Here is a 23,117-nt window from a genome sequence, read left to right on the forward strand (position 1 = left end):
CGGCTCTTCGTCGCGGGGTCACACCGGTCGCGGAACTTGGTCAACAAAGGTTCAGGGGCAGGTCTCCGCCAAGAACCCCGGCACACGCCCGAGTGGGGAGGATTTGGGACGTTCACCGTCCGAAATCCTCCCCACTCGGGCGTGCAGGCACTAGCGATACCAAGCCCGGATCACCGCCAGCAGTGCTGACCAGCAGGTCCGCGAAGGCCTCCTTTCCTACCTTGCGAGTAGGGAAGGAACCCTTCACGGCGGCCACCACAACGCTCACCTTGATCCCGGAAGCGATGCGCAGCAGGTGAAGGCAAACGGCGCGCCTGGGACGCAGGGGGTGGGTCTCGTGGAGGTAAAGACGGGTCAACAGAGGTTCCGGGACTTGCCCCCCGGCACACGCCCGAGCGGGGAAGATTTCGGACGTTGAACGACCTGAATCCTCCCCGCTCGGCCCTTGCAGGCATTAGCGATGCCAAGCCCGGATCACCACCAGCAGCGCTGACCAGCAGCTCCGCGACTTTGCCGGGACCCTGACCTACGCGCGAGCAAGGGGGCCTGAGGGTTGCCTAGACGTTCGACTTCATGTTCAGGTTGATCGTGTTGCCTGGACCGGAGATCAACGCGCCCAACGCGAGGTCGTTGATGAAGCAGTCCTTGAACTCGGGGATGGTGAACACACCCGACGAGGGAATCGTCTCGGCGAACAGGTCCACGTTCTTCGACACCAGGGTCAGGTCGAGCGGGGTGACCGTCTTGCAGGCCTTCGGCGCCGTCGGGAGCGGGATGACCGGCCAGAACAGGCCGACCACGATGTTGTCGATCAGCATGTTCGCCTGCGAACGGGTGGTCAGATCGCCGTTGGCCAGCGTGCCGGTGACCGGGCCGGTCGGCTCGATCCGCACTCGGGCCTTGATCTTGAAGACGCCCGAGACCAGCGAAATGTTCGCTGTCGAGGGCGGTAAGGACAGATTGCCTCGGATCCCGACGTTGTCACCGTCGATGACCAGGGCGCCGTCGAGCTGGCCGGGGCCAAGGTCGAGGGAGCCGCCGGTCTTCTTGACCACGGTCTTCCCGGTGACGGTGTAGGACACCGGGATCTCCACCGGGTCGTCCGCGAGGGCGGGGGTGGCGGCGAGACTGCCCGCCACGGCGATCGCGGAGGTGAGCGCGACGACCGTGCCGAGACGGCGACGGGCGGTTTTCGGGCGCGTTCGACCGAACATGGGATTCTCCTCGTTTTCTCTCCTGTTTTATAACGCGGACGAAAGGGGGAATGCCCGGTTTGTCACCGGGGTATGAGGTCGGTGATGACCCAGCCGTCGCCTTCGCGTTCGGCGGTGACCGAAAGCTGGGCAGCGGCCGTCGTCGAAGAATTGTTGTCGGCCCGGGTCGCCGCTTGATCGAGGAATACCAGCAGTCGTGCTTTGCCGCCGTCGAGTTCTTGGACGGCGGATGAGGAGACGCGGGTAGTGAGGACGAGTTTCTGCGCCGGAGCCTTTTCCCTGACTTGGGCGAACAACAGGTTGTACGACTCCAGCGCCTTACCTCTCAGCGCCGAAGCGGCCGCCTTTTCGGTGACGTCGGTCCGGTCGTAGGAATAGGAGAAGACCTTGTTGAGCGCCACCGTCACCGCGGAGTTCACCTCGGCCGTCGCGCCGACATCGGTGAGCGCGGTGTTGGCCGCCGACGGCGCCGCCGAGATCGACCTCGCCTCCAGCGTGAACCAGGCTCCCGCCGCCACCAGTACGGCGGCCGCGACCAGCAGGATCAGCGAGGTTTTCAGCCGTCGGGACGGCTGCTCGGTGACGACCTCGGTCTCGATTTCGACTGCGGTTTCGACTGCGGGCTCGGGGGTGGGGGCGGGTTCGGTGACGGCGTTCGCGTCGGTATCGGCCGTGGCGGTCATCGCGCACCCACCGGGAGCTGGTCGAGCGCGCTGAGCTTCCAGCCTTCGCCGGTCCGGGTCATCCCGGCGGCGAACCGGTTGCGCTTCGTCGTCGGCGCCGCGCCCTCCCGCGCCATCATGATCTCCACCGAGGCCAGCAGCTTGGCCGTTCCCGCGTGGTCGTCCAGTTCGCTGATCGCCGCGTCGAGCACCTTGCCCGTCGAGACCGTCGCGTTCTTGGTCAGCGTTTGCTTCGTCACGTCGTCGGTCTTGCCGAGCTGATCGCGCAGCGGACCGGTCGACGCGGCGAGCCAGTCGGCGATGCCCTGGTCGATCCGATGGTGGTCGAGGCTGGTCAGCCGGGCGACGAGTTCACGTCCGGTCTTCAGCGCTTCGTCACGCGAGTTCCCGTAGGCAACGGCCTCGGAACCCGTCGCGGTGAACCAGGTGTACCCGGCCCATCCCGCGAACGCGCAGGCCGCGACGAACACGGCGATCGCGATCTTCAGTTGCGCAGCCACAACATCTCCTCGAGGCTGGTGGACGTCGGCTGGCCGTCGGCGCCGAACCCGCCGGGGACGGCGGCGGGCGGGACGCCGCCCTTCGGCGCGTTCTGCGAACCGCGGACCGAACTCGGGTTGCCCTTTTCGAGCGTGCACGCGGCACCGGTGTTGAACGGCAGGGCCGAGAGGTCCCTGCTGTCGCGGATCTTCGTGTCCCCGTAGCCCTTGGTGCACGGCATCGGGTCGAAGAAGGTCAGGACCAGCTCGATCTTCCCGGACTTGTCGTCGACCGACGCGTCGACCGCCGATACCGCCTTCGGGGTGTTGATCAGCAGTTGCCGCAGGCCGTCGGTGCGCGCGGAGAACACCTGCGAGGTGGTGAGCAGGTTCGCCAGCAGGATCGGCAGACCCGGTTCGTTGTCCCGCAGCAGCCCGGAAATCTGGGTCGCCGCTTCGGGCGCGGTCGCGATCAAGGTGCGGAGGTCACCGTCCGAACGGGACAGCTGTTCGGCGAACTGCTTGGCGTTGTCGCTGAACTGCCGCCACGCCTGCGACGAGTCGACCTGGGTCTTCAGCACGGTCGCGCCGTCGGTCAGCAGTTTCTCCGTCTGCGGCAGGTGGTTCGCGGCCTGCTTGGTGAAGTCGGTGGTGGAATCGAGCAGCACCTGGAGGTCCGCGCCGGAACCACGTAGGGCGTTGTCGAGTTCGTCGACCACGATCCGCAGGTCTTCGGTCGGCACGGACGCGGTCAGTGAGTCCAGGTCGGTCAGCAGGTGCTGCACCGGCAGCGGCACGCTCGTCGCCTCACGCGGGATGACCGAACCTTCGGCGAGGAACGGGCCGTCGCCGGTCCGCGGTTGCAGGTCGACGAACTGCTCGCCGACCGCGGACCGGTTCGCCACGACCGCCCGTGAATTCGCGGGGATCCGCGGCGCGTCGTCGTCGATCAGCAGATCCGCTTCCATGCCACCGGCGGTGAGCCGCAGTTCGCCGACCCGGCCGACGGCGACGCCGCGGTAGGTCACCTCGCCGTTGGTGAACAGGCCGCCCCCGTCGGTCAGCGCGAGTTTCACGGTGTACCCGCTCGCCCCGAAGAGACGGTCGAGCCCCGCGTAGCTGGCCCCGACGAACGCCGTCGTGGCCAACGCGATGATGACGAACGCGATCACCTGGATCCGGACACGGGCGGTGAGCATCAGCTACCTCCGGAGGAGGGCAGCGGCAAGGTCGGGAGACCCGGCGGGACGCCTTCGCCCGGAGGCGGGAGTTCGACGCCCGGTCCCGGGATGAGGGAGGCGTAGACGTTCAGGTAGTCGCCCTTGATCCCCTCTCGCACGGCGTCGGTGAACGGGAACGTCGGCAGGATCTCCAGCGACTGGGGCAGGCTCTCGCCGGCGTCGGCCAGCCGTTTGAGGATCGGCGCGAGCGCGGTCAGATCGGCGACGAGGTCGTCGCGGCTCTTCTTGATCACGTCGACGCCGACGCCGGAGAGCTGGTCCAGCGCCTGCAGCATCGAGACCAGCTGGGTGCGCTGATCGGAGAGGCTCCGCAGACCAGGGGTGAGGTCGGTGAGCGCGCCTTCGACCTGCTTCTTCCGGTTGGCCAGTGTCGTCGAGAGGTGGTTGAGCCCGTCGAGCGCCGAAGTGATGTCGGTGCGGTGCGTGTCAAGGTTGGCCACCAACTGCTCCACAGTGGACAGGAACGAGCGGATCTCCTCCTCGTTGCCGTCCATCACCTTCGACAGTTCGCGGTTGATGGTCTGCAGCTGGCCGATGCCACCACCGTTGAGCAGCAGGGACAGCGCGCCGAAGATCTCCTCGAACTCGGGGTTGCGGTTCGTGCTCGCGACGGGGATGGTCGCGCCCTCGCCCAGTCTGCCTTCGGCTTTCGCCGCGCTCGGCGCGAGTTCGATGAACTTCTCACCGAGCAGGCTGGACTGCCGCAGCCGGGCGATGGCGTTGGCGGGCAGGAGAACGTCGCCGTTGACCACCAGGACGGTTTCGGCCGTCCAGCCGTCTTCGCCGAGCTGGATCGTCTCGACGCGGCCGACCGGGACGTCGCCCACCTTTACCGCGGCCTGCGGGACCAGGTCGAGCACGTCGGCGAACTGCACGGTCACCCGGTACGGATGGTCGCCGATGTCCGCGCCACCGGGAAGCGGCAGGTCGTAGACGCCCTTGAAGTCGCCGGAGCAGCCGGTGAGCGCGACGCAGCAGGCGGCGAGCACGGCGATGGCGCGTTTCCCGGTCATCAGCGCCCCCCGACGTAGGTGTCACCGGTGGGAGGCAGCGGGAGCGGGGCGTATTCGAGCAGGTTGCCGCGGCTCTGCAGTTTCCCGGTCTTCGGGTCGACGGCCTCGAGCACGTTCGTCACCGCCAGCGGGATCGTGTCGAGGGTTTCGGCCAGCGCGGCGCGTTTGTCGACCAGTGTCCCGGTGGTCACCGCGAGCTTGTCCACATTGGACTTGATCAGCGCACGATTGTCGCGGATGAACTTCTGGATCTCGGCCAGCGCGCCGCCGAGACCCTTGAGCGCGCCGGCGAGTTCGTCCTTGTTCCGGGCGAGGGTGCCGGTGACCGACGCGAGCTGCTTGTTGACCTCGCTGACGTTCCGGTCGTTGGTCGCCAGCATCGAGGTGAACCGCTGCAGTTCGTCGACGGTGGCGAACAAGCTTTCCGAGTTCCCGGACAGGGTCCTGGCGAGGTCGGCGAAATTGCGCACCGACTCGTTGAACGGTTTGCCGTTGCCCTGCAGGTTCTTCGCGCCGGTGCGCAGCAGTTCCGAGAGCGCGCCGTCGGCGTTCGCCCCCTTGGGCCCGAGCGCCTTGGCGAGGGTGTCGAGGCTGGAGTAGAGCTGGTCGAGTTCCACCGGCGTGCCGGTACGTTCGACGGGGATCACCGCGCCGTCGCCCAGCCGGTTCCCGGAGCGGGTGAGCTTGGTGAACTGGACGTACCGGTCGGCCACCACGCTCGGTGCCACGACCAGGACGCCTGAGTCGACGGCGATCGGCGTGGAACCGTCGACGGTCAGCACGACCTTGACCTGTTCCCCTTCCGGGGTAACCGATTCGACCTGCCCGACGCGGACGCCGAGCACCCGCACGTCCGATCCACTGTAGACACCGACGGCGCGGGAGAAGTACACGGTGACGCGGTCGAGCCCGCTGCCGGAGAAGATCCACCAGAGACCGCCGACGACGGTCAGCGCCAGCACGAGTGCCAGGGTGACGAATCTGCTGGTCATCGGCCACCTCCCGGCATCTTCGGGGTGCACGGGTCCCGATTCTCCGGGACGAGACCGCACAGGTAGCCGTCCACCCAGCGTCCGTTGCCGAGCGAGTTGTTCACCACGCGGAAGTACGGCGCGGCGAGGTCGAGGCTCTTGGCGAGATTGTCGTTCTGCCGCTGCAGGATGTCGGTCACCTCTCCGAGCTGGCTGAGCGCGCCGCCGAGCTGGTCCTTGTTGTCCTTCACCAGGCCCGAAAGCTGGGTGGCGAGGTCTTTCGTGCCGGTGAGCAGGTCGTGGATCGCCTGCCGCCGGTTGTCCAGTTCGGTCAGCAGGAGGTTGCCGTCCGAAAGGAGTTTGGCGAAGTCGTCGTTCGAGTTCGCGAGCGTGGTGGTGAGACCGTGGGCGTTCGACAGCAGGCTGGCGAGTTCGTTGTCCCTGGAGGACACGGTCTTCGACAGCGACGTCAGCCCGTCGAGTGCTTTCCGGATGTGCTCTGGCGAGTTCTTGAACGTGTCGCTGAGCGTGGTGAAGCTCTCCGCGAGCTGGTCGGTGTCGATCGCGCCCGCGGTGTCGGCCAGCCCGTTGAACGCCTCGGTGACGTCGTAGGGCGTCACGGTCCGGGTGCGCGGGATGACCTGCTTCGGGTTCTGCACCGTCTCGCCGGTGGGGCGCAGCGAGAGGAACTTCCGGCCAAGCAGGGTCTTGATCTTGATCTCGGCGGCGGTCTTGTCGCCGACCCACGCGTCCTTGACCCGGAAGCTGACCACCACATGGTCTTCGGCCAGTGCGACGTCGCTCACCTCGCCGACCTTGATCCCGGCGATCCGGACCTCGTCGTCGGTCTGCAACCCGGCCGCCTCGGAGAATTCGGCCTGGTAGGTGGTTCCGGAGCCGATGATCGGGAGGTCCTGATAGTTGAGCGTCGCGGCCAGCAGCCCGGCGGCGACGACGCTGCCGACGAGACCGATGACGATCGGGTTCCGTTCCTTGAAAGGTTTCACGAAGTGCACCTCTCCGCCGTCGCCGGTACCCCGCGGGGAGGGGTGCTCCGGAGGACGGCCGAGCACAGGTAGAAGTTCATCCACGATCCGTAGGAGCCGATCCGCCCCAATTCGTTCAGCTTCCCCGGGAGGACGGTGAGGACCCGCTCGACTTCGGCCTTGCCGGTGTCGGTCGTCAGCTGACCGGAGAGCAGGCCGAGACCTTCGATGCTGTCCTTGAGCGGCTTCCTGCCCTGTTCGAGCAGACCGGCCGTGGCGGTGGTGAGGTCCGCGATCCCGGAGATCGCTTCCCCGATCTCGGTCCGGTCTCCGGCGAGGCCGGACACCAGCTCCCGCAGCGTGGAGACCAAAGTGGACAGTGCGTCGCCCTTGCCGTTGATGGTCTTCAGCACCGTGTCCAGATTCGTGATCACGTCACCGATGACCTTGTCGCGACCGGCGAGGGTGGTGGTCAGCGAACCCGTGTGCGCCAGCAGGCTTTCCACCGTGCCGCCTTCGCCTTGCAGCACCTGGACGATCTCGCCGGAGAGCTGGTTGACGTCCTTCGGGGACAACGCCTGGAACAGCGGTTTGAAGCCGTTGAACAGTTCCGTGAGGTCGAGCGCGGGAGTCGTGCGCTCCAGCGGGATCTCCGCTCCGGGCTCGAGGAGTTCGCCTGCGCCCTTGCCGCGTTCGAGGGCGATGTAGCGCTGACCGACCATGTTGCGGTACTTGATCACCGCGGTCACGTCGGCGGGCAGCCTGCGCTGGGAGTCGAGGGTGAACTTGATCCTGGCCAGGCTGTGGTCGGCGATCTCGAGTTGCTCGATCTGGCCGACCCGCACGCCGGAGATCCGGACGTCGTCACCGACGTTCAGCGAAGTCGCGTCGAGGAATTTGGCGCTGTAGGTCTTGGTGTCGCCGAGGCCGGTGTTCGTGATGGACACCGCCAGCAGCACCGTGGCCAGTGTCGTGACGACGACGAAGATCAGCCCCTTGATCAGGGGGCTCACGAAGTTCCTCATCGCAGGGTCACCTCCGTGCCCCGGTAGAGCGGGCCGACGAGCACGCTGCCCCACGCGGGGACCTGATTGGCCGGGACACCGGCCGACGGCGCGACCAGGGTGGAGATCAGTTCCCGTTCCTGCGGCGAGTTCGCCAAGCCGAGGTCACCTTCCGTACCGGGCACCGAATCGCTGCCGACGGCGGCGATTCCCTGGCTCATCAGGCCGTTCGACGGATAGCAGCGCGGTTCACCGGTGGCGTTGTAGACCGGGTCGTCCTTGCCGGGCACGTATTTCTCGCGCGGCTGGCTGATGGTGATCTCCGCGTGCAGTCCGGGTTCGTCGGTGCCCTCGCCCAGCACCTTGTCCATCTGGGGCTTCAGTTTGGCCAGCGCGTCCAGCGTGCAGGCGAAACTCGGGGAGTACTTCGCGGCGACCTCGAGCGGTGCCCGGCTGTCGGCGGCGAGGGCGATGATGTTGGCGCGGTTGTTGGTGAGGAACGTGGTGATGTGCTGGGAAGACGACGTCACCCGCTGGTACACCGTCGCCAGTTCCGCCCGCTTCTCCTCGACGGTGTCGAGCGTGACCGCCGAGGCGCTCAACGCGTCGAGGAGATCCGGTGCGATGTCGCCGTATAGCTTCGAAACCGTAGCCAGGTCGCGGATGTTGTCGTTCAGCGCCGGGAGGTTCGGGTTGAACTTCTTCAGGTAGTCCGCCGCGGTGGCCAGGGTGTCGCCGATCTGGTCGCCGCGGCCTTCCAGCGCGGTGGCGACCGTGGTCAGCGTGGTGGCGAGTTTCTGCGGCTGCACCGCTTTGAGCAGTGGCAACAGGTTGTCGAAGACCCGCTCGAGTTCGATCGCGTTGGCCGAGCGGTCCTGGGGGATCACGTCACCCGAGCTCAAGGGTTCGGCCGTCGATCCATCCGGAATGGACAGTTGCACGTAGCGTTCGCCGAACAAGGTCTTCGGCACGAGGAGCGCGGACACGTTCTTCGGCAGCTGGGAGACCTTGCCGGGCTCCATGGCCAGGTCGATCTCCGCGCCCGCCGTCGTCGCGCGGACGTCGCGGATCTCGCCGACCACCACACCCCGCGCCTTGACCTGCCCGCCGACGCGCAACTGGTTGCCGACCCGGTCCGCCCGCAGGGTCACCGGGACCGATTCGACGAAATCCTTCTGGTAGATCTTGATCGACAGCAGCACGAAGGCGGACATCACCACCAGGAACAACACCCCGGCCGTCCTGACCCCGGCTTTGCGCAGCCCACGCCGGCTCATCCGGCCACCTGCACCGTCGTGGTCGCGCCCCAGATCGCGAGGCTGAGGAAGAAGTCCAGCACGCTGACCGCCACGATCGCGGTCCGCACCCCGCGGCCGACCGCCACGCCCACCCCCGCGGGGCCGCCGCTCGCGCGAAAGCCGTAGTAACAATGGGCGAGCACGATCACCACACTGAACACCAGCACCTTGCCGAACGACCAAAGCACGTCGCCGGGTGGCAGGAACAACAGGAAGTAATGGTCGTAGGTGCCCGCGGACTGGCCGTAGAACCAGACGGTGATCTGGCGCGACGCGAGATACGAGGTCAGCAGGCCGATCGCGTACAACGGGATGACCGCGAGGAAGCCCGCGATGATCCGGGTGGTCACCAGGTACGGGACACTGGGGATGCCCATCACTTCGAGCGCGTCGATCTCCTCGGAGATCCGCATCGCGCCCAGCTGCGCGGTGAATCCGCAGCCGACGGTCGCCGACAGGGCGAGGCCCGCGACGAGCGGTGCGATCTCACGCGTGTTGAAGTAGGCGGAGACGAACCCGGCGAACGCCGACGTGCCGACCTGGTTGAGCGCCGAGTAGCCCTGGAGCCCGACGACCGTGCCGGTGAATACGGTCATCCCGATCATCACGCCGATCGTGCCGCCGATGACCGCGAGCGCGCCGCTGCCGAAGCTCACTTCGGCCAGCAGACGGGTGATCTCGCGGAGGTAGCGGTGCATCGCGCGCGGCACCCAGGCGAGCGCTTTGAGGAAGAAGAGGATCTGGTCGCCGAGCGTGTCCAGGAAACCGAACCGGCGGTCCACGGCCTCGCGGACCCGTGTCGCGCGGGTGGGTGTCGTCGTGGTCATCAGCTGCCCTTCGCCGGGACGAGCTGCAGGTAAAGCGTCGTCAGCACGAGGTTCAACAGGAACAGGAGCAGGAACGTGATCACCACGGATTGGTTCACCGCGTCACCGACGCCTTTCGGGCCACCTTTCGGATTGAGCCCGCGATAAGACGCGACGATCGCCGCGACGAAACCGAAGATGACCGCCTTGATCTCGCTGATCCAGAGGTCCGGCAGTTGCGCGAGAGCGGAGAAACTCGCCAGATACGCACCCGGTGTCCCGTTCTGCATGATGACGTTGAAGAAATAGCCGCCGAGGACGCCGACCACGCTGACCATTCCATTGAGGAATGCCGACACCCCCATCGCGGCGAGTACCCTCGGCACGATCAGGCGCTGGATCGGGGAGACCCCGAGCACCTCCATCGCGTCGATCTCCTCGCGGATCGTGCGTGACCCGAGGTCCGCGCACATCGCCGACCCGCCTGCACCCGCGATCAGCAACGCCGTCACGATCGGGCTGGCCTGCTGGATGATCGCCAGCACACTGGCCGCGCCGGTGAAGGACTGCGCGCCGATCTGCGCGGTCAGCGAGCCGATGTGCAGCGCGATCACCGCGCCGAACGGGATCGCGACCAACGCCGTCGGCAGGATCGACACACTCGCGATGAACCAGAACTGCTGGATCAGTTCACGAGCCTGGAACGGCCGCCGGAAAGTCAGGCGGACGACGTCGAGGGCGAGTGAGTAGAGCCTGCCGGTCTCCCGGAGCGCACCCGCACCGGGAAATGAGGGTGCGTTAGTCCGGACGCCCACGCCGACCCTCCAGTTTTCCGGGCACGGCGAATACACCCCAGGTTGCGCAATTCCTCTGCTCCGAATGGCGGAACGGAATAGTTGAATTGGGGCAACAGGGTGTTACCGTGCGGTTTGCTACTGGTCGGTACGCTAATCACGTGCCTGCTTGGTGACAAGAACTTCGGTGCGATCAAGACGTCACGTCCTGATAACCGGTGAATTCTTGTCCCTTTGTGACAAAGGCGGGTGTGGGTCTTGTCGGTTCTTTCGTGTTCGGGGATGTGACGGCGGGGCCGGGTTGGTTGAGGGCGAGTGTTCGGTGGGTGCCACACCCTCATGGGGGTCCAAGACTCTCGAGCGGTCCTCGATCGGCCCTTCGGCCAAGAGGTCCTGCCCCTTGCCTTGCGCAGTAGATAGGGATGCCTTGGGCGTGCTACGACCCACCCGGGTGTCGCGAAAGCCACTTTCGCGACATCAGATGTCCCGAAAGTGGCTTTCGCGACACGGCCAGCCGGCAGTAGATGCCCAAGACACTCTTGGCCCTAACCCCGAATCGCCACTCACGACCACCCGGCCCACTCGGTACCGGCGCCGTGGCGCGAAGGTCGAGATTCCTCGGCTGAACTGGTCCGTGAAGGGCTCCTTGAGGGACCCTGAGTCCCTCAAGGAGCCCTTCACGGACCAGCGTGTCGGGCAGTTGGGCCAGCGCCAGGGCTTCAGCGCGCCAGGTCGGACACCAGTTCGTACGACCGCACCCGGTCCGCCTGGTCGTGCACCATGGTCGTGATCATCAGCTCGTTCGCGGCCGTGTCGGTCAGCAGCGTCTCGAGTCCCTTGTGGACCGTTTCTGGCGAGCCGATGATGCTGCTCGAAGCCCGGTCCTCGATGAACACGCGCTCGATGTCGGTGTACGGGTAGGCCGCCGCGTCTTCCGGCGTCGGCAGCGGGATCGGGCGGCCCTTGCGCAGGCTGAGGAAGGTCAGGCCGCTCGGGGCGGCCAGGTACTGGGCCCGCTCGTCGGTGTCGGCGGCCACCACGGACACGCCGAGCATCACGTACGGCTCGTCCAGGACGTCCGACGGTTTGAACGCGTCGCGGTAGATGGCCACGGCGGGAAGTGTGTTCTCGGCGCTGAAGTGGTGCGCGAACGAGAACGGCAGGCCCAGTTCGCCCGCCATCCGAGCGCTGAAGCCGCTCGACCCGAGCAGCCACACCGGCGGCTTGTTGCCCTCGGCGGTCACGGCGTTGACCGCGCGCTGGTCGGAGTGCTCGAAGTAGGCCAGCAGTTCCGCGAACTGCTGCGGGAAGTTCTCGGCGGTGAGCCCGCCGGGGCCGCGCAGCGCCAGCGCCGTCCGCTGGTCGGTGCCGGGGGCGCGGCCGATGCCGAGATCGATCCGGCCGGGGTGGAACGCCTCCAGGGTGCCGAACTGTTCGGCCACCACCAGCGGCGCGTGGTTCGGCAGCATGACCCCGCCGGAGCCGACCCGGATGCGTTCGGTGGCCGCCGCGACCTGGCCGATCATCACGGCGGTCGCGGAGCTCGCGATACCGGGCATGTTGTGGTGCTCGGCGAGCCAGTACCGGTGATAGCCGAGTTCCTCGGTCCGGCGGGCCAGGTCGAGGGTGTTGCGCAGCGAATCGCCCACACCGCCCCCGGCCACGACGGGCGAGAGGTCGAGCACGGACAGCGGGATGTCAGGCAAAGAGGTCACGCCCGTACAACGCGGCGGGCACCTGATCCCTTCCCGTGACTCAGGACACCTGTCGGGCGATCGAAATTAACCGACGTGATAAGGCCCGTACTCGACTGACTTTGCCCGTTTCCACGGTACGGTTGCCACCGAATGCGAGCGTGGGAAAACCACTGCAAAGAAAGGATTAAGGGGTGCCGCGTCCGGAGCGACCTTTGGACCCCGGGGACGATCCGTTGCTGGAGTTCGCCGCCGATCTCCGGCGATTGCGGGAGAAAGCCGGAAACCCGACGTACCGCGAGCTGGGCAGGCGTGCCCACTATTCCGCGGGCACCCTGTCCGAGGCCGCCGGCGGGAAGAAGATGCCCAGCTTGGCGGTGGCCTTGGCCTACGTCCGGGCGTGTGACGGGCCCGAGGCGGAGTGGGCGGCCCGATGGCACGACGTGACCGAGCGGACGCGCGCTGGAGTCAGCGATTCACCGGTTGTCCCGTCGAATGGGGAATCGGCCCCTTATATCGGGTTGACCGCATTCGGGCCGGATGACGCGAGCCGATTCTTCGGTCGCGAACGACTTGTCGAGAAACTCGTCACCAGGCTTTCGGGGCAGCGATTTCTCGCCGTTCTGGGCGCCTCCGGTTCCGGTAAGTCGTCGTTGCTCCGGGCGGGCCTGGTGCCCGCCGTCGGCGAAAAGTCCGTCACCTTGCTGATGTCCCCCGGTTCCCGGCCGCTGCAGGAGTGCGCCGTCCAGTTCGGCGCCGCGCTCGGGCTCGCGCCCGGCGGGCTGCTCGCCGAGTTCACCGGACACCCACGCAACCTCGGCCTCGCCGCCCGTCAGCTGGTCGCCGACCGCGAGGGCGACGTCGTGCTGGTCGTCGACCAGTTCGAAGAGGTCTTCACACTCTGCCAGGACGCCGACGAGCGGGCGGCCTTCCTGTCCGCGCTGATCACCGCGACGACCGAGCCGGAAAGCCGGACCCGGGTAGTCCTCGGCATCCGCACCGACTTCTACACGCACTGCGCGCGGCATCCCGAACTGGTCGAGGCCATGCAGGACGCGCAGATCCTCGTCGGCCCGATGAGCACCGAGGAACTGCGGCAAGCCATCTCGCGACCGGCGATCGACGCCGGGTACCGCGTCGAGAACGCGCTGGTCTCACGACTCGTCGCCGACGCGACCGGGCAGCCCGGCGTGCTGCCGCTGCTCTCGCACGCACTGCTGGAGACCTGGCGCCGCCGCCACGGCAACACCCTCACCCTCACCGGCTACGAGTCCACCGGCGGGATCGAACGGTCGGTCGCACAGACCTCCGAGCACACCTTCACCGCGCTGAGCGAACGTCAGCAGCGGCTGGCGAACCAGATCTTCCTGCGGATGACGGCGCTCGGCGAAGGCACCGAGGACACCAAACGCCGCATCACCCGCGACGAGGTGGACGCCGACGACCCGGACGTCGCCGTCGTGCTGGACAGGCTGGCGTCGTCACGGCTGGTCACCCTCGACGACAACGGCATCGAGATCGCGCACGAGGCGCTGATCCGCGGCTGGCCGCGCCTGCGCGAGTGGCTCGCCGAGGACCGTGAGGGCCTGCGCGTGCACCGCCAGCTCACCGAGGCGACCGACGCGTGGGAATCGGTCGGCCGCGACGACGGCTGGCTCCACCGTGGCGCACGACTGGCCATCGCCGTGGAATGGGCCAGCGCGCACGACAGCGCGCTCTCCCAGCGCGAACGCCGGTTCCTCGACGCGAGCGTGGCCATCGAGAACCACGAGCAGGCCGTCGCGCGGCGCCGGACGCGGCGGCTGCGCCAGCTGGTCGCGCTGCTGGCCGTGCTGCTGGTGCTGGCGACGGCCGCGATGGTGTACGCCGTCCGGGCCGAACAGACCGCGACCAGCCAGCGCAACAGCGCGCTCGCGCAGAAGGTCGCCGGGCAGGCAGGCGGGATGCGGGAGACGAACCCGGCGCTGGCCGCGCAGCTCGCGCTGGCGGCGTACCGCATCGATCCGGGGGCGGAGACCCGCAGCAGTGTGCTCGGGATGTTCGAGTCGCCGTATTCGACCCGCCTCGACGGGCACGCGAACCGCGTCAACTCGACCGCCCTGCGCGGCGACGGCCAGGTGCTGGTGACCGGGAGCTGGGACCAGACGGCCAAGTTGTGGGATGTCAAGGACCCCCATCGGCCGATCGAACTGGCCACGCTGTCCGGGCACACCGCCAACGTCAACTCGGTGGCGTTCAGCGCCGACGGCGGTGCGGTCGCGACGGCGGGCTGGGATGACACCGCGCGCCTGTGGAACGTCGCCGATCCGGCGAAACCCGGGTCGGGCGTGGTGGTCGGGGCGCATCCGAGCCGGGTCAACGCGGTGGCGTTCAGCCCGAAGGCGGCGGTGCTCGCCACCGCGGACGGCGAGGGCGCGGTGCGGCTGTTCGACGTCCGCGATCTCGCGAGGCCGATGCTCATGGCCACCCTCACCGGGCACACCGGCAACATCAACGGGCTGGCCTACGCCCCCGACGGGCGGACACTCGTTTCGACCGGCGCCGACAAGACCGCGCGGCTGTGGGACGTCGCCGACCCGCGCACGGCCAAGCCGCTCGGCGTGGTGACCGGGCACACCGGCCTCGTCCACGCCGCGGCGTTCAGCCCGGACGGTCGCACGCTGGCCACCGCGAGCGCGGACCAGACCGCGCGCCTGTGGACCATCGCCGACCCGCTGGCGCCGTCGCCGCTGGGAACGATGGCCGCGCACCGGACCATCGTGCGGTCGGTGGCGTTCAGCCCCGACGGGACGACGCTGGCCACGACCGGTTTCGACCGCAACGCGCGGCTGTGGGACGTCACCGATCCGAAGGTGCCACGCGAGAAACCCCTGCTCACCGGGCACACCGCGGCGGTGGTCTGGGCGGTGTTCTCCCGCGACGGCCGCACACTGGTCACCGCGAGCGACGACCAGACGGTGCGGCTGTGGGATCTGCCGGGGCCCGCGATCAGCGGTCCGGCGAGGTCGGCGTGCCGGGCGGTGTTCAGCTCCGACGGAAAACTGCTGGCCACCGGCAGTCAGGACGGCGCGGTGCGCCTGGTCGACGTCACCGACACCCGCAACCCGCGTGAGCTGAGCAAGGTCACCGGCTTCAGCGAGGGTGTCTGCGGTCTCGCGTTCAGCCCGGACGGCCGGGCACTCGCGGCGGGCTCCTGGGATCACACGATGCGGCTGATCGACGTCAGCGATCCGCGTGAACCGGTCGACGCCGGCGTCTTCACCAGGCCAGAGGAGGAGGTCGACCCGGTCGCGTTCAGCCCGGACGGGCGGACGCTCGCGACCGCGGGCAGCGGGCACACGGTGAAGCTGTGGGACGTGGCCGACATCCGGAGACCCGTCGAACTCGCGACCCTCACCGGGCACGACGACGACGTCCATTCGATCGCGTTCGGCCCGGACGGCCGCACCCTGCTGACCGGTGGCTGGGACCACACCGCGCGGTTATGGGACATCTCCCTGGCGAAGGCGCCGAAGCAGCTTTCGGTGCTGAAGGGACACACCGACACGGTGTTCTCGGTGGCCTACAGCCCGGACGGCGAATTCGCCGCCACCGGCGGCGCCGACCGCACCGCGCGGCTCTGGGACGTGACGAACCCGGCGGCGCCTCGCGAGGCCGCACTGCTCACCGGGCACACCGACAACGTCATCTCGGTGGCGTTCAGCGGGGACGGGAAGACCTTCGCGACCGGCAGCTACGACCGGTCCGTGCGACTATGGGATGTCTCCGATCCGGGCGCGGTCCGCGAAACGGCGACCCTGACCGACGATGTCGACCGGGTCAACGCGGTGGCGTTCGCTCCCGACGGGCACACCCTCGCGGGCTCCGTCGCGGACGGCAGCGTGCGGTTGTGGGAAGCCAGCCCGGAGCGGGCGGCCGAACGCATCTGCGCGACCGTCTACCCGCGGATCACGGCGGCAGAGTGGGAGCAACACCTGGCTGGGCTCGAGTACCGGCCTCCGTGCCCTTGACCACCGCCAATTCGTTGTTCGGCGTTGTTGTTCGGTGGAAGCGCCGTGACACCGAACAACGATTAGACGCTAGAAATACCCCTGGACGTGCGATGCGTCCCGATGTCGTTCACTCACCGGGGGTCTGAAGGGCTCCTTCAGGACATACACCAGTGCCCTGAAGGAGCCCTTCAGCTTATCTACCGCAAGTAGTCCTCTAGTTGCGGTAGTACGCGATCGCAACTACCGCAACTAGAGGACGAAACGCGGCGGCGAGGGGTCAGGCGGCGGGGATCCAGTCCGGGTTCGAAGCCAGCACGGTCAGCTGCTGGGTCGCTCGCGTGAGAGCGACGTACAGCACCCGGCGTCCGGTGGTCGACTCCGTGATGAGGTCGTTCGGTTCCACCAGTACGACGGCGTCGTACTCGAGGCCCTTGGAGTCGAGGCTGCCGACGACCTTGAGCCGCTCGTCCGAAAGCTCGCCCAGCCAGCCCTCGACCTCGGGCACCCGGTCCATCGCGGTGATCACGCCGACGGTGCCTTCGACGGCCCCCATCAGCTCTTTCACCGCGGCCTGCGTCGCCGCCTCCAGTCCGGAGGCCTCGACCGGACGGACTTCCGGCGTGATGCCGGTCTGCCGCACCGCGCGCGGGAGCTCGTCGGCTTCGGCGTGCCCGGCGACGACCTTCGCGGCCAGATCGAAGATCTCCGCCGAGTTCCGGTAGTTGGTGCGCAGGGTGAACCGGCGCCGCGTCGTCTTGACCCCGAAGGCCTGGTCCCGCGCCATCGCGGCCTCGGCCGGATCCGGCCACGAGCTCTGCACCGGGTCGCCGACCACGGTCCAGCTCGCGTACTTGCCGCGCCGTCCGACCATCCGCCACTGCATCGGCGAGAGGTCCTGCGATTCGTCGATGACGACGTGCGAGTACTCGTCGTAGTGCTCGGGCCTGGCCGGGGCACCACCGCGCTCCGGGTTGACCTCGATGCTCTGCCTGCCCTTGCGCCGCTTCGGCGGGGGGCCGATCAGGACGCGCAGCTCGTCGAGCAGCGCGATGTCCGCGATCGTCCAGCCACGCGAACGATCGGCGAAGTCGGCGGCGAGCATGCTGATCTCACCGCGGTTGAGCAGGCCCTTCGCCGCGACGGCGAGCCGCTTCTCGGCGCCGAGCCAGCGCAGGATCTGCGCCGGGTACAGGATCGGCCACCAGACCACCAGGAACCGGTGGAACTCGATGCGCTCGCCGAGTTCGGCGACCAGTTCGGCCTTGTCGATCTGACGGCCGTCGTCCTTCGCGTGCTGCTCGGCCTTCGAGGCGAGCGCGTCGAGCAGCAGCTCGGCGGCGCGGATCCGCGACCGGTTCGGTGGCCCGCCCGCGGTGTGCACCTTGCGGCGCACCTTGTCGAGCTCACGCGCGTTCAGCCGCAGCACCTCGCCGCGGTAGACGATCTTCATGTCCTCGGGCGCGTCTTCCGGCGCGTCCCGCAGCGCGCGCAGCAGGATTTTGCGCATCCGCAGCGACCCCTTGATCGCCGCCAGCGGGGCCGGGTCCTGACGGGTCGCTTCGAGGCCGTCGAGGACCTCGCCGAGCGCGCGCAGTTCGACGTTCGTCTCACCCATCGACGGCAGCACCCGCGAGATGTAGCTGGTGAACACCCCGGACGGGCCGATCACCAGCACACCCGCGCCGCCGAGCTGGCGGCGGTGGCGGTAGAGCAGGTACGCCGCGCGGTGCAGCGCGACCGCGGTCTTGCCGGTACCGGGGCCGCCGGTGATCTCGGTGACACCGCGCCACGGTGCCCGGATGACCTCGTCCTGCTCCTTCTGGATGGTCGCGACGATGTCCCGCATCTTCTCGCCACGCGACCGCCCGAGCGCGGCCATCAGCGCGCCTTCGCCGACGATCCGCATGTTCTCGGGGACCGCGCCGGCGATCAGGACGTCGTCGTCGACGTCGAGCACGTTCTGGCCGGAGCACCGGATCACCCGGCGCCGGACGACGTCCATCGGCTCCTCGGCGGTCGCCTGGTAGAACGCCGCCGCCGCGGGCGCGCGCCAGTCGGTGACGAGGTTGTCGAACTCGGCGTCGCGGATGCCGAGACGACCGACGTAGATGTGGTCGTCGTCGAGGTGGTCGAGCCTGCCGAACACCAGGCCCTCGTACTCCGCGTCGAGGGTCTGGAGGGTCTGGTTGGCGTGGAAAACCATCATGTCGCGCTCGAACAGCATCGACGCCTGTTCGAAGATCGCTTCACGCCCGGCGCCATGGCCGATCTCATAGCCCTTGGCACGCATGGCCTCAGCCTGGGCTCGCAGTTCGGCCAGCCTGGTGTAGACCGTGTCCACATGGGCTTGCTCGATGGCGATCTCGGCCCGTCTGACCCGAGGTTCGGACACGCAACGCTCCTAAACGCTTCTATCGCCTCCGAGGGCGAAGGACGACTCTACGCGAGCTGGGCGGCGGCTTCACCAAGTCCCGTCCAACGTCACGGCGGAAGCCGTTGAGGCACGATGCCCCAATGACCAGGATCGTGGCGGGGACCGCGGGCGGCAGGCGGCTGAAGGTCCCGCCGAAGGGCACGAGGCCGACGTCGGAACGCGTGCGTGAAGCGCTGTTCAACGCGTTGGAGGTCGCCGGCGAACTGCGGGGGGCCCAGGTCCTCGACCTCTACGCCGGTTCGGGCGCGCTCGGGCTGGAGGCGCTGTCGCGGGGCGCGGCGGGCGCGCTGTTCGTCGAACACGACCGGCGCGCGGTCGAAGTGCTCAAGGGGAACGTCGCCGCGCTGGGACTCGGCGGCACGGTCCGTGCCGGGACCGTCGAGTCCGTCGTCGCCGCTCCGGCGCCGGGAATGTTCGACATCGTCCTCGCGGATCCTCCGTACGCTGTGGATTCCACCCGCCTGGGAGAGGTCATGGCCGCGCTGGCGGGCCAGTGGGTCGCGGACGGGGCGCTGGTGGTGATCGAGCGGGCCGCGCGGGACGGCGAGCCGGACTGGCCGCCGGGCTTCGAGCCGATGCGGACGAAGCGCTACGGCGACACCGCGCTCTACTGGGCGGAATATCAGGTGTGAGACGGCGCACGGATGAACGCGCAGGGGTGCCTTCTCCTTGGTAGCGTCCGCGCCATGCGGCGTGCGGTCTGTCCCGGGTCCTACGATCCGGCCACCAATGGACATCTCGACATCATCGAGCGGGCGGCGAAGCTGTTCGACGAGGTCGTCGTCGCGGTGGGGGTGAACAAGAGCAAGAAGGGCCTGTTCACCACCGAGGAGCGGATCGACATGCTGCGCGAGATCACCGCGAAGCTGCCGAACGTGCGCGTCGACTCGTGGCAGGGACTTCTGGTCGACTACTGCCGTGAGAACGACATCGTCGCGGTCGCGAAGGGGCTGCGCTCGGTCAGCGATTTCGACTACGAACTCCAGATGGCGCAGATGAACCGCGAGCTGACCGGGCTCGAAACGCTGTTGATGGCGAACAACCCGGAGTACGGGTTCGTGTCGAGCTCGCTGGTCAAAGAGGTGACCGCGCTCGGTGGCGACATCGAGCACCTGGTGCCGCCGGTGGTGTTCAAACGCCTCGGGGAGAAGTACTCCGAACGAGGTTGACCCGAACGGCCGAAGCCGTTGGTCGGTCAGTGGTGAGCGGCGATGAAGAGTTCATCTCGACGCCTCCTGGTGAATACACGATCGGGTTACGGTCCGAAAATGACCCACAAACGATCGCGGATCGCCGCCGCGCTGCTCGTTCTGGTAGTCACCTTTTTCGGGGGGATCAGTGCCGCGCAGGCCGCCTCCGTCTCGATCCAGCAAAACCCCTGTGGGGATCTCACCGGCTTCAAACACTCGTCGCTGTCTTCGCTGCCCGCCGAGGCGACGACGACGTACAACCTCATCCAGAAAGGTGGGCCGTACCCGTATCCGGACAAGGACGGGACGGTCTTCTCGAACCGGGAGAACATTCTCCCTAAGTGTGCTTCGGGCTACTACCACGAGTACACCGTCCCGACCCCGGGCTCCTCGAACCGCGGCACGCGCCGCATCGTGACCGGGACCGGCGGGGAGTACTTCTATACCGGGGACCATTACAGGTCCTTCTCCGTGATCGACGTCAACGGCGCGCCGTCACCGTCCTGCGGTGACACCTCGAAGCTGACGAAGGTCGGCTACTCGACGCTGTCCTCCGCCGCGAAGTCCGTGGTGGACAAGGCCCGCGGCGGCGCGACCGGCACGGTCTACGAGAACCGCGAAGGCGTGCTGCCGTCGTGCGCCGCCGGCTACTACCAGCTGTTCCCCGTCGGCACGAGCGACCGCGTGATCTCCGGAAAGGGCGGCGAGATCGTCTACACCCCGGACCGCTTCGCGACCTTCAAGCTGGTGAATCTCAACGGCTGAGCCGTCCGTGCAACGTTCCGTGCCTCCCCGTCCGTGAGTTACACCGGAACACGGATGAGGAGGCACGATGCGGGCTGGGGACGATGCGAGCTTCAGGGAGTTCGCCAGGGACAAGGCGCTACCGCTCAGGCGGACGGCGTACCTGCTCTGCGGCGACTGGCATCTCGCGGAGGATCTTGTCCAAACCGCGCTCATGAAGCTCTACCGGGTCTGGCCGAAGGTCCGCCGGAAAGGGCCCGTCGACAACTACACGAGGCAGATCCTGATGCGCTGCTGGCTCGATGAGCGGCGGCGACCGTGGCGGAGCAGAGAGAACCGCGACGGCGTCGTCCCCGAAGAGCCCACAGCCCCGGCTGACGCCGGGATCTCGGATTCGCTGCTTCGCGCCCTCGCCGAGGTTCCACCGAAACAGCGCGCCGCCGTCGTGCTGCGCTACTGCGCCGATCTCCCGGTCGCGGAGGTCGCCGTCGCGCTGCGCTGTTCGGAAGGGACGGTCAGGAGCCAGGCCGCGCGAGGGCTCGACGCCCTCCGCGCGGCCATGCAGAGACAGCACGACGAGGCTGTCTTCGGGAGGAGCGCGTGATGGACGAACTCGAAAACAGGCTGCGCGGGATCGAACTGGCCGAGCCGCCGCTCGGCTTCGACCCGGACGAGGTCGCCGGGACGGCGGCGAAGAAGGCCCGGAACCGGCGAGGGATCGTCGCGACGGGGGCCGCGACACTGGCGGTGATCGCGGCGGCAGTGGTCATCGTGGCGCCGGGAGGCGGCCCTGAGCGGCTCGCGCCCGCCGCGTCGTCGCAGCAGGCCCCGCCCGTGCCGAAGGACGATCTCCAGCACCTGAAGGACGTGGTGCCGAAGGTGATCGTCGGCGCGAAAGACATCGAAGTGAGGAACTTCGTGGGGTACGGGGACCTGAAGACCTCGGAAATCAGGTACACCGACGAGGAAGGGAGGCCGCGAGGCGTCAACCTCACGATCAGCGGTCCGGCGAGCACCAAGGACGGATATCCGCGCGAAGACCGGTGCGACCTGGGGAAGAGGCCCGACGGTATCGGGTCGGACCGTAAGCCGACGCGGTGCGTGGAACTTCCCCAGCCGGACGGAAACTTCGTCGTGATCGCCGAAACCGCGCCGAAGTCGGCGGACGGGACGGAAGGCGACATCATCGTCGGCCAAGGCTTCTCGGTCAGAAATCCCGTCACCCGCAACGCGATCGCCTTCCGGCCCGGTGGCGGCTCGGTCAACATCTTCGACCTCGGCACGCTGGACGACGCCGCCCGCGTTCGCCCGTCCCTGACCGACCAGCAGCTGCTGGCGCTGATCCTGGATCCGGCGTTCGTCCCGAAGTGATCATGGCGCGCGGTACCGGGCGGGACACGCCCGGTACCGCGCGCTTTCACCCCTTCCGACGGTGATGAGGGCAAACTGAGCTCAGGGAATGTGGGGATCGCTGTAGGTAGGGAGTGTGCCGTGTACCGGGTTTTCGAGGCGCTCGACGAGCTCGTCACCATCGTGGAGGAAGCCCGCGGCGTGCCGATGACCTCCAGTTGCGTCGTACCGCGCGGGGACACCCTCGAGCTGCTCGACGACATCCGCGACGCCCTGCCGGGCGAGGTGGACGACGCGCAGGACGTCCTCGACAAGCGTGATCAGCTGATCCAGACCGCGCGCACCGAGGCGGCGGAGACCGTCTCGACGGCCAACGCCGAGGCGGACCGCGCGGTCGCCGACGCGCAGGCCGAGGCCGAGCGCATCCTCGCCGACGCCCGCGCCCGCGCCGAGCAGATGATGAGCGACGCGCACGGCGAGGCCGAGCGGATGGTCGCCGCCGGCCAGGCCGAGTTCCAGAACCTCACCGACCGCTCGCGGGCCGAGTCGGAGCGGATGATCCAGGCGGGCCGCGACGCCTACGAACGCGCCATCGAGGACGGCCGCGTCGAACAGGCCCGGCTCGTCTCGCAGACCGAGGTCGTCCAGGCCGCCCACGGCGAGGCGGCCCGCATCGTCGACGAGGCACACGTCGAGGCCGACAAGCAGCGAACCGACTGCGACGCCTACGTCGACGGCAAGCTGGCCGAGTTCTCCGAACTGCTGGCGACCACGCTGCGGACGGTCGACTCCGGGCGCAACCACCTGCGGTCCCCGGTCAACCTGCCGGGCAACAGCCGTACGTCGCTCTACGACTACCAGGCCTGACAGAGGTTCAGGGAAGTGCCCCCTCCGGTACACGCCCGAGTGGGGAAGATTGCGGACGTTCACCGTCCCAAATCCTCCCCACTCGGCCCTGGGCAGGCACCAGAAATGTCAAGCCTGGACTGCCGCCAGCAGCGCTGACCAGCAGCCCCGCGACTTTGCCGGGACCCTGGTACCTAGCGCAAGGAAGGGGCCTTCAGGTACGTGGGAATCGAGTTTCCTCGGCTGAGCCGAGGGGAGGGGACCTTCACGCGCCGTGGTTGTGACTGACAGGGCTACTGGGGCGACCGGCCAAGTGTTCCGAGTCCTTCAAGGACTGCGATCCCGACTCATCCACCGGAGGTACCTCTCTTGAGGGGT

Annotated in this window: 20 protein-coding genes; 7 read left to right on the forward strand and 13 right to left on the reverse strand. The window is 68.0% G+C overall.

The annotated features are described in order from the left end of the window. Nucleotides 1-557: 557 nt before the first annotated feature. The 12 genes from ACM6LU_RS34840 to ACM6LU_RS34895 form a co-directional block, all read right to left on the reverse strand. On the reverse strand, nucleotides 558-1,214 hold the full coding sequence (locus ACM6LU_RS34840; RefSeq protein ID WP_414942106.1) for a hypothetical protein: 657 nt from the start codon (nucleotides 1,212-1,214) through the stop codon (nucleotides 558-560). 62 nt (nucleotides 1,215-1,276) lie between these two features. Then, nucleotides 1,277-1,897 carry a hypothetical protein gene (locus tag ACM6LU_RS34845; RefSeq protein WP_414942107.1) on the reverse strand — a complete coding sequence of 207 codons (621 nt, stop codon included), beginning with the start codon at nucleotides 1,895-1,897 and terminating at the stop codon, nucleotides 1,277-1,279. Then, nucleotides 1,894-2,397 carry a hypothetical protein gene (locus tag ACM6LU_RS34850; RefSeq protein ID WP_414942108.1) on the reverse strand — a complete coding sequence of 168 codons (504 nt, stop codon included), beginning with the start codon at nucleotides 2,395-2,397 and terminating at the stop codon, nucleotides 1,894-1,896. Before ACM6LU_RS34850 ends, ACM6LU_RS34845 begins: the two co-directional genes overlap by 4 nt. Further along, nucleotides 2,382-3,575 carry an MCE family protein gene (locus ACM6LU_RS34855; RefSeq protein ID WP_414942109.1) on the reverse strand — a complete coding sequence of 398 codons (1,194 nt, stop codon included), beginning with the start codon at nucleotides 3,573-3,575 and terminating at the stop codon, nucleotides 2,382-2,384. The genes ACM6LU_RS34850 and ACM6LU_RS34855 overlap by 16 nt, the downstream gene beginning before the upstream one ends. Further along, a complete protein-coding gene (locus ACM6LU_RS34860; protein WP_414942110.1) occupies nucleotides 3,575-4,630 on the reverse strand; it encodes an MCE family protein in 1,056 nt (351 codons plus the stop codon). The genes ACM6LU_RS34855 and ACM6LU_RS34860 overlap by 1 nt, the downstream gene beginning before the upstream one ends. After that, nucleotides 4,630-5,622, reverse strand: coding sequence for an MCE family protein (locus ACM6LU_RS34865; RefSeq protein WP_414942111.1), 993 nt, complete (start codon nucleotides 5,620-5,622; stop codon nucleotides 4,630-4,632). The genes ACM6LU_RS34860 and ACM6LU_RS34865 overlap by 1 nt, the downstream gene beginning before the upstream one ends. After that, nucleotides 5,619-6,608 (reverse strand): MCE family protein, encoded by a 990-nt coding sequence (locus ACM6LU_RS34870; RefSeq protein ID WP_414942112.1) that lies wholly within the window; start codon nucleotides 6,606-6,608, stop codon nucleotides 5,619-5,621. The genes ACM6LU_RS34865 and ACM6LU_RS34870 overlap by 4 nt, the downstream gene beginning before the upstream one ends. Further along, a complete protein-coding gene (locus ACM6LU_RS34875; RefSeq protein ID WP_414942113.1) occupies nucleotides 6,605-7,612 on the reverse strand; it encodes an MCE family protein in 1,008 nt (335 codons plus the stop codon). The genes ACM6LU_RS34870 and ACM6LU_RS34875 overlap by 4 nt, the downstream gene beginning before the upstream one ends. Then, on the reverse strand, nucleotides 7,609-8,868 hold the full coding sequence (locus ACM6LU_RS34880; protein ID WP_414942114.1) for an MCE family protein: 1,260 nt from the start codon (nucleotides 8,866-8,868) through the stop codon (nucleotides 7,609-7,611). Before ACM6LU_RS34880 ends, ACM6LU_RS34875 begins: the two co-directional genes overlap by 4 nt. Beyond that, nucleotides 8,865-9,716, reverse strand: coding sequence for an MlaE family ABC transporter permease (locus tag ACM6LU_RS34885; protein WP_414942115.1), 852 nt, complete (start codon nucleotides 9,714-9,716; stop codon nucleotides 8,865-8,867). Before ACM6LU_RS34885 ends, ACM6LU_RS34880 begins: the two co-directional genes overlap by 4 nt. Next, nucleotides 9,716-10,510 carry an MlaE family ABC transporter permease gene (locus tag ACM6LU_RS34890; protein ID WP_414942116.1) on the reverse strand — a complete coding sequence of 265 codons (795 nt, stop codon included), beginning with the start codon at nucleotides 10,508-10,510 and terminating at the stop codon, nucleotides 9,716-9,718. Before ACM6LU_RS34890 ends, ACM6LU_RS34885 begins: the two co-directional genes overlap by 1 nt. A gap of 698 nt (nucleotides 10,511-11,208) precedes the next feature. Beyond that, a complete protein-coding gene (locus ACM6LU_RS34895) occupies nucleotides 11,209-12,204 on the reverse strand; it encodes an LLM class flavin-dependent oxidoreductase (protein ID WP_414942117.1) in 996 nt (331 codons plus the stop codon). 194 nt (nucleotides 12,205-12,398) lie between these two features. Between ACM6LU_RS34895 and ACM6LU_RS34900 the strand changes: the two genes are divergently transcribed. After that, the gene (locus tag ACM6LU_RS34900; RefSeq protein WP_414942151.1) at nucleotides 12,399-16,193 is read left to right on the forward strand and encodes a helix-turn-helix domain-containing protein; all 3,795 of its coding nucleotides are present in this window, start codon (nucleotides 12,399-12,401) and stop codon (nucleotides 16,191-16,193) included. A 259-nt stretch (nucleotides 16,194-16,452) separates the two neighbouring features. Here the strand turns inward: ACM6LU_RS34900 and ACM6LU_RS34905 are convergent, their stop codons facing one another. After that, entirely contained in the window at nucleotides 16,453-18,567 is a 2,115-nt protein-coding gene (locus ACM6LU_RS34905) for a HelD family protein (RefSeq protein WP_414942118.1), read from the reverse strand. 104 nt (nucleotides 18,568-18,671) lie between these two features. On the opposite strand from ACM6LU_RS34905, the gene rsmD reads away from it, so the two are divergent. The 6 genes from rsmD to ACM6LU_RS34935 all read left to right on the forward strand — a co-directional run bounded on the left by rsmD (nucleotide 18,672) and on the right by ACM6LU_RS34935 (nucleotide 22,760). Further along, a complete protein-coding gene (gene rsmD, locus ACM6LU_RS34910; RefSeq protein ID WP_414942119.1) occupies nucleotides 18,672-19,241 on the forward strand; it encodes a 16S rRNA (guanine(966)-N(2))-methyltransferase RsmD in 570 nt (189 codons plus the stop codon). A 54-nt stretch (nucleotides 19,242-19,295) separates the two neighbouring features. After that, nucleotides 19,296-19,778 (forward strand): pantetheine-phosphate adenylyltransferase, encoded by a 483-nt coding sequence (gene coaD / locus ACM6LU_RS34915; RefSeq protein ID WP_414942120.1) that lies wholly within the window; start codon nucleotides 19,296-19,298, stop codon nucleotides 19,776-19,778. Nucleotides 19,779-19,877: 99 nt separating this feature from the next. Beyond that, the gene (locus ACM6LU_RS34920) at nucleotides 19,878-20,564 is read left to right on the forward strand and encodes a ribonuclease domain-containing protein (protein ID WP_414942121.1); all 687 of its coding nucleotides are present in this window, start codon (nucleotides 19,878-19,880) and stop codon (nucleotides 20,562-20,564) included. A gap of 67 nt (nucleotides 20,565-20,631) precedes the next feature. Further along, nucleotides 20,632-21,147 (forward strand): RNA polymerase sigma factor, encoded by a 516-nt coding sequence (locus tag ACM6LU_RS34925; RefSeq protein WP_414942122.1) that lies wholly within the window; start codon nucleotides 20,632-20,634, stop codon nucleotides 21,145-21,147. Then, the gene (locus ACM6LU_RS34930) at nucleotides 21,147-21,914 is read left to right on the forward strand and encodes a hypothetical protein (RefSeq protein WP_414942123.1); all 768 of its coding nucleotides are present in this window, start codon (nucleotides 21,147-21,149) and stop codon (nucleotides 21,912-21,914) included. The genes ACM6LU_RS34925 and ACM6LU_RS34930 overlap by 1 nt, the downstream gene beginning before the upstream one ends. 120 nt (nucleotides 21,915-22,034) lie before the next feature. Then, the gene (locus tag ACM6LU_RS34935) at nucleotides 22,035-22,760 is read left to right on the forward strand and encodes a DivIVA domain-containing protein (RefSeq protein WP_414942124.1); all 726 of its coding nucleotides are present in this window, start codon (nucleotides 22,035-22,037) and stop codon (nucleotides 22,758-22,760) included. Nucleotides 22,761-23,117: the final 357 nt, after the last annotated feature.

This window comes from Amycolatopsis sp. cmx-11-51, assembly GCF_047608665.1.
GTDB lineage: Bacteria > Actinomycetota > Actinomycetes > Mycobacteriales > Pseudonocardiaceae > Amycolatopsis.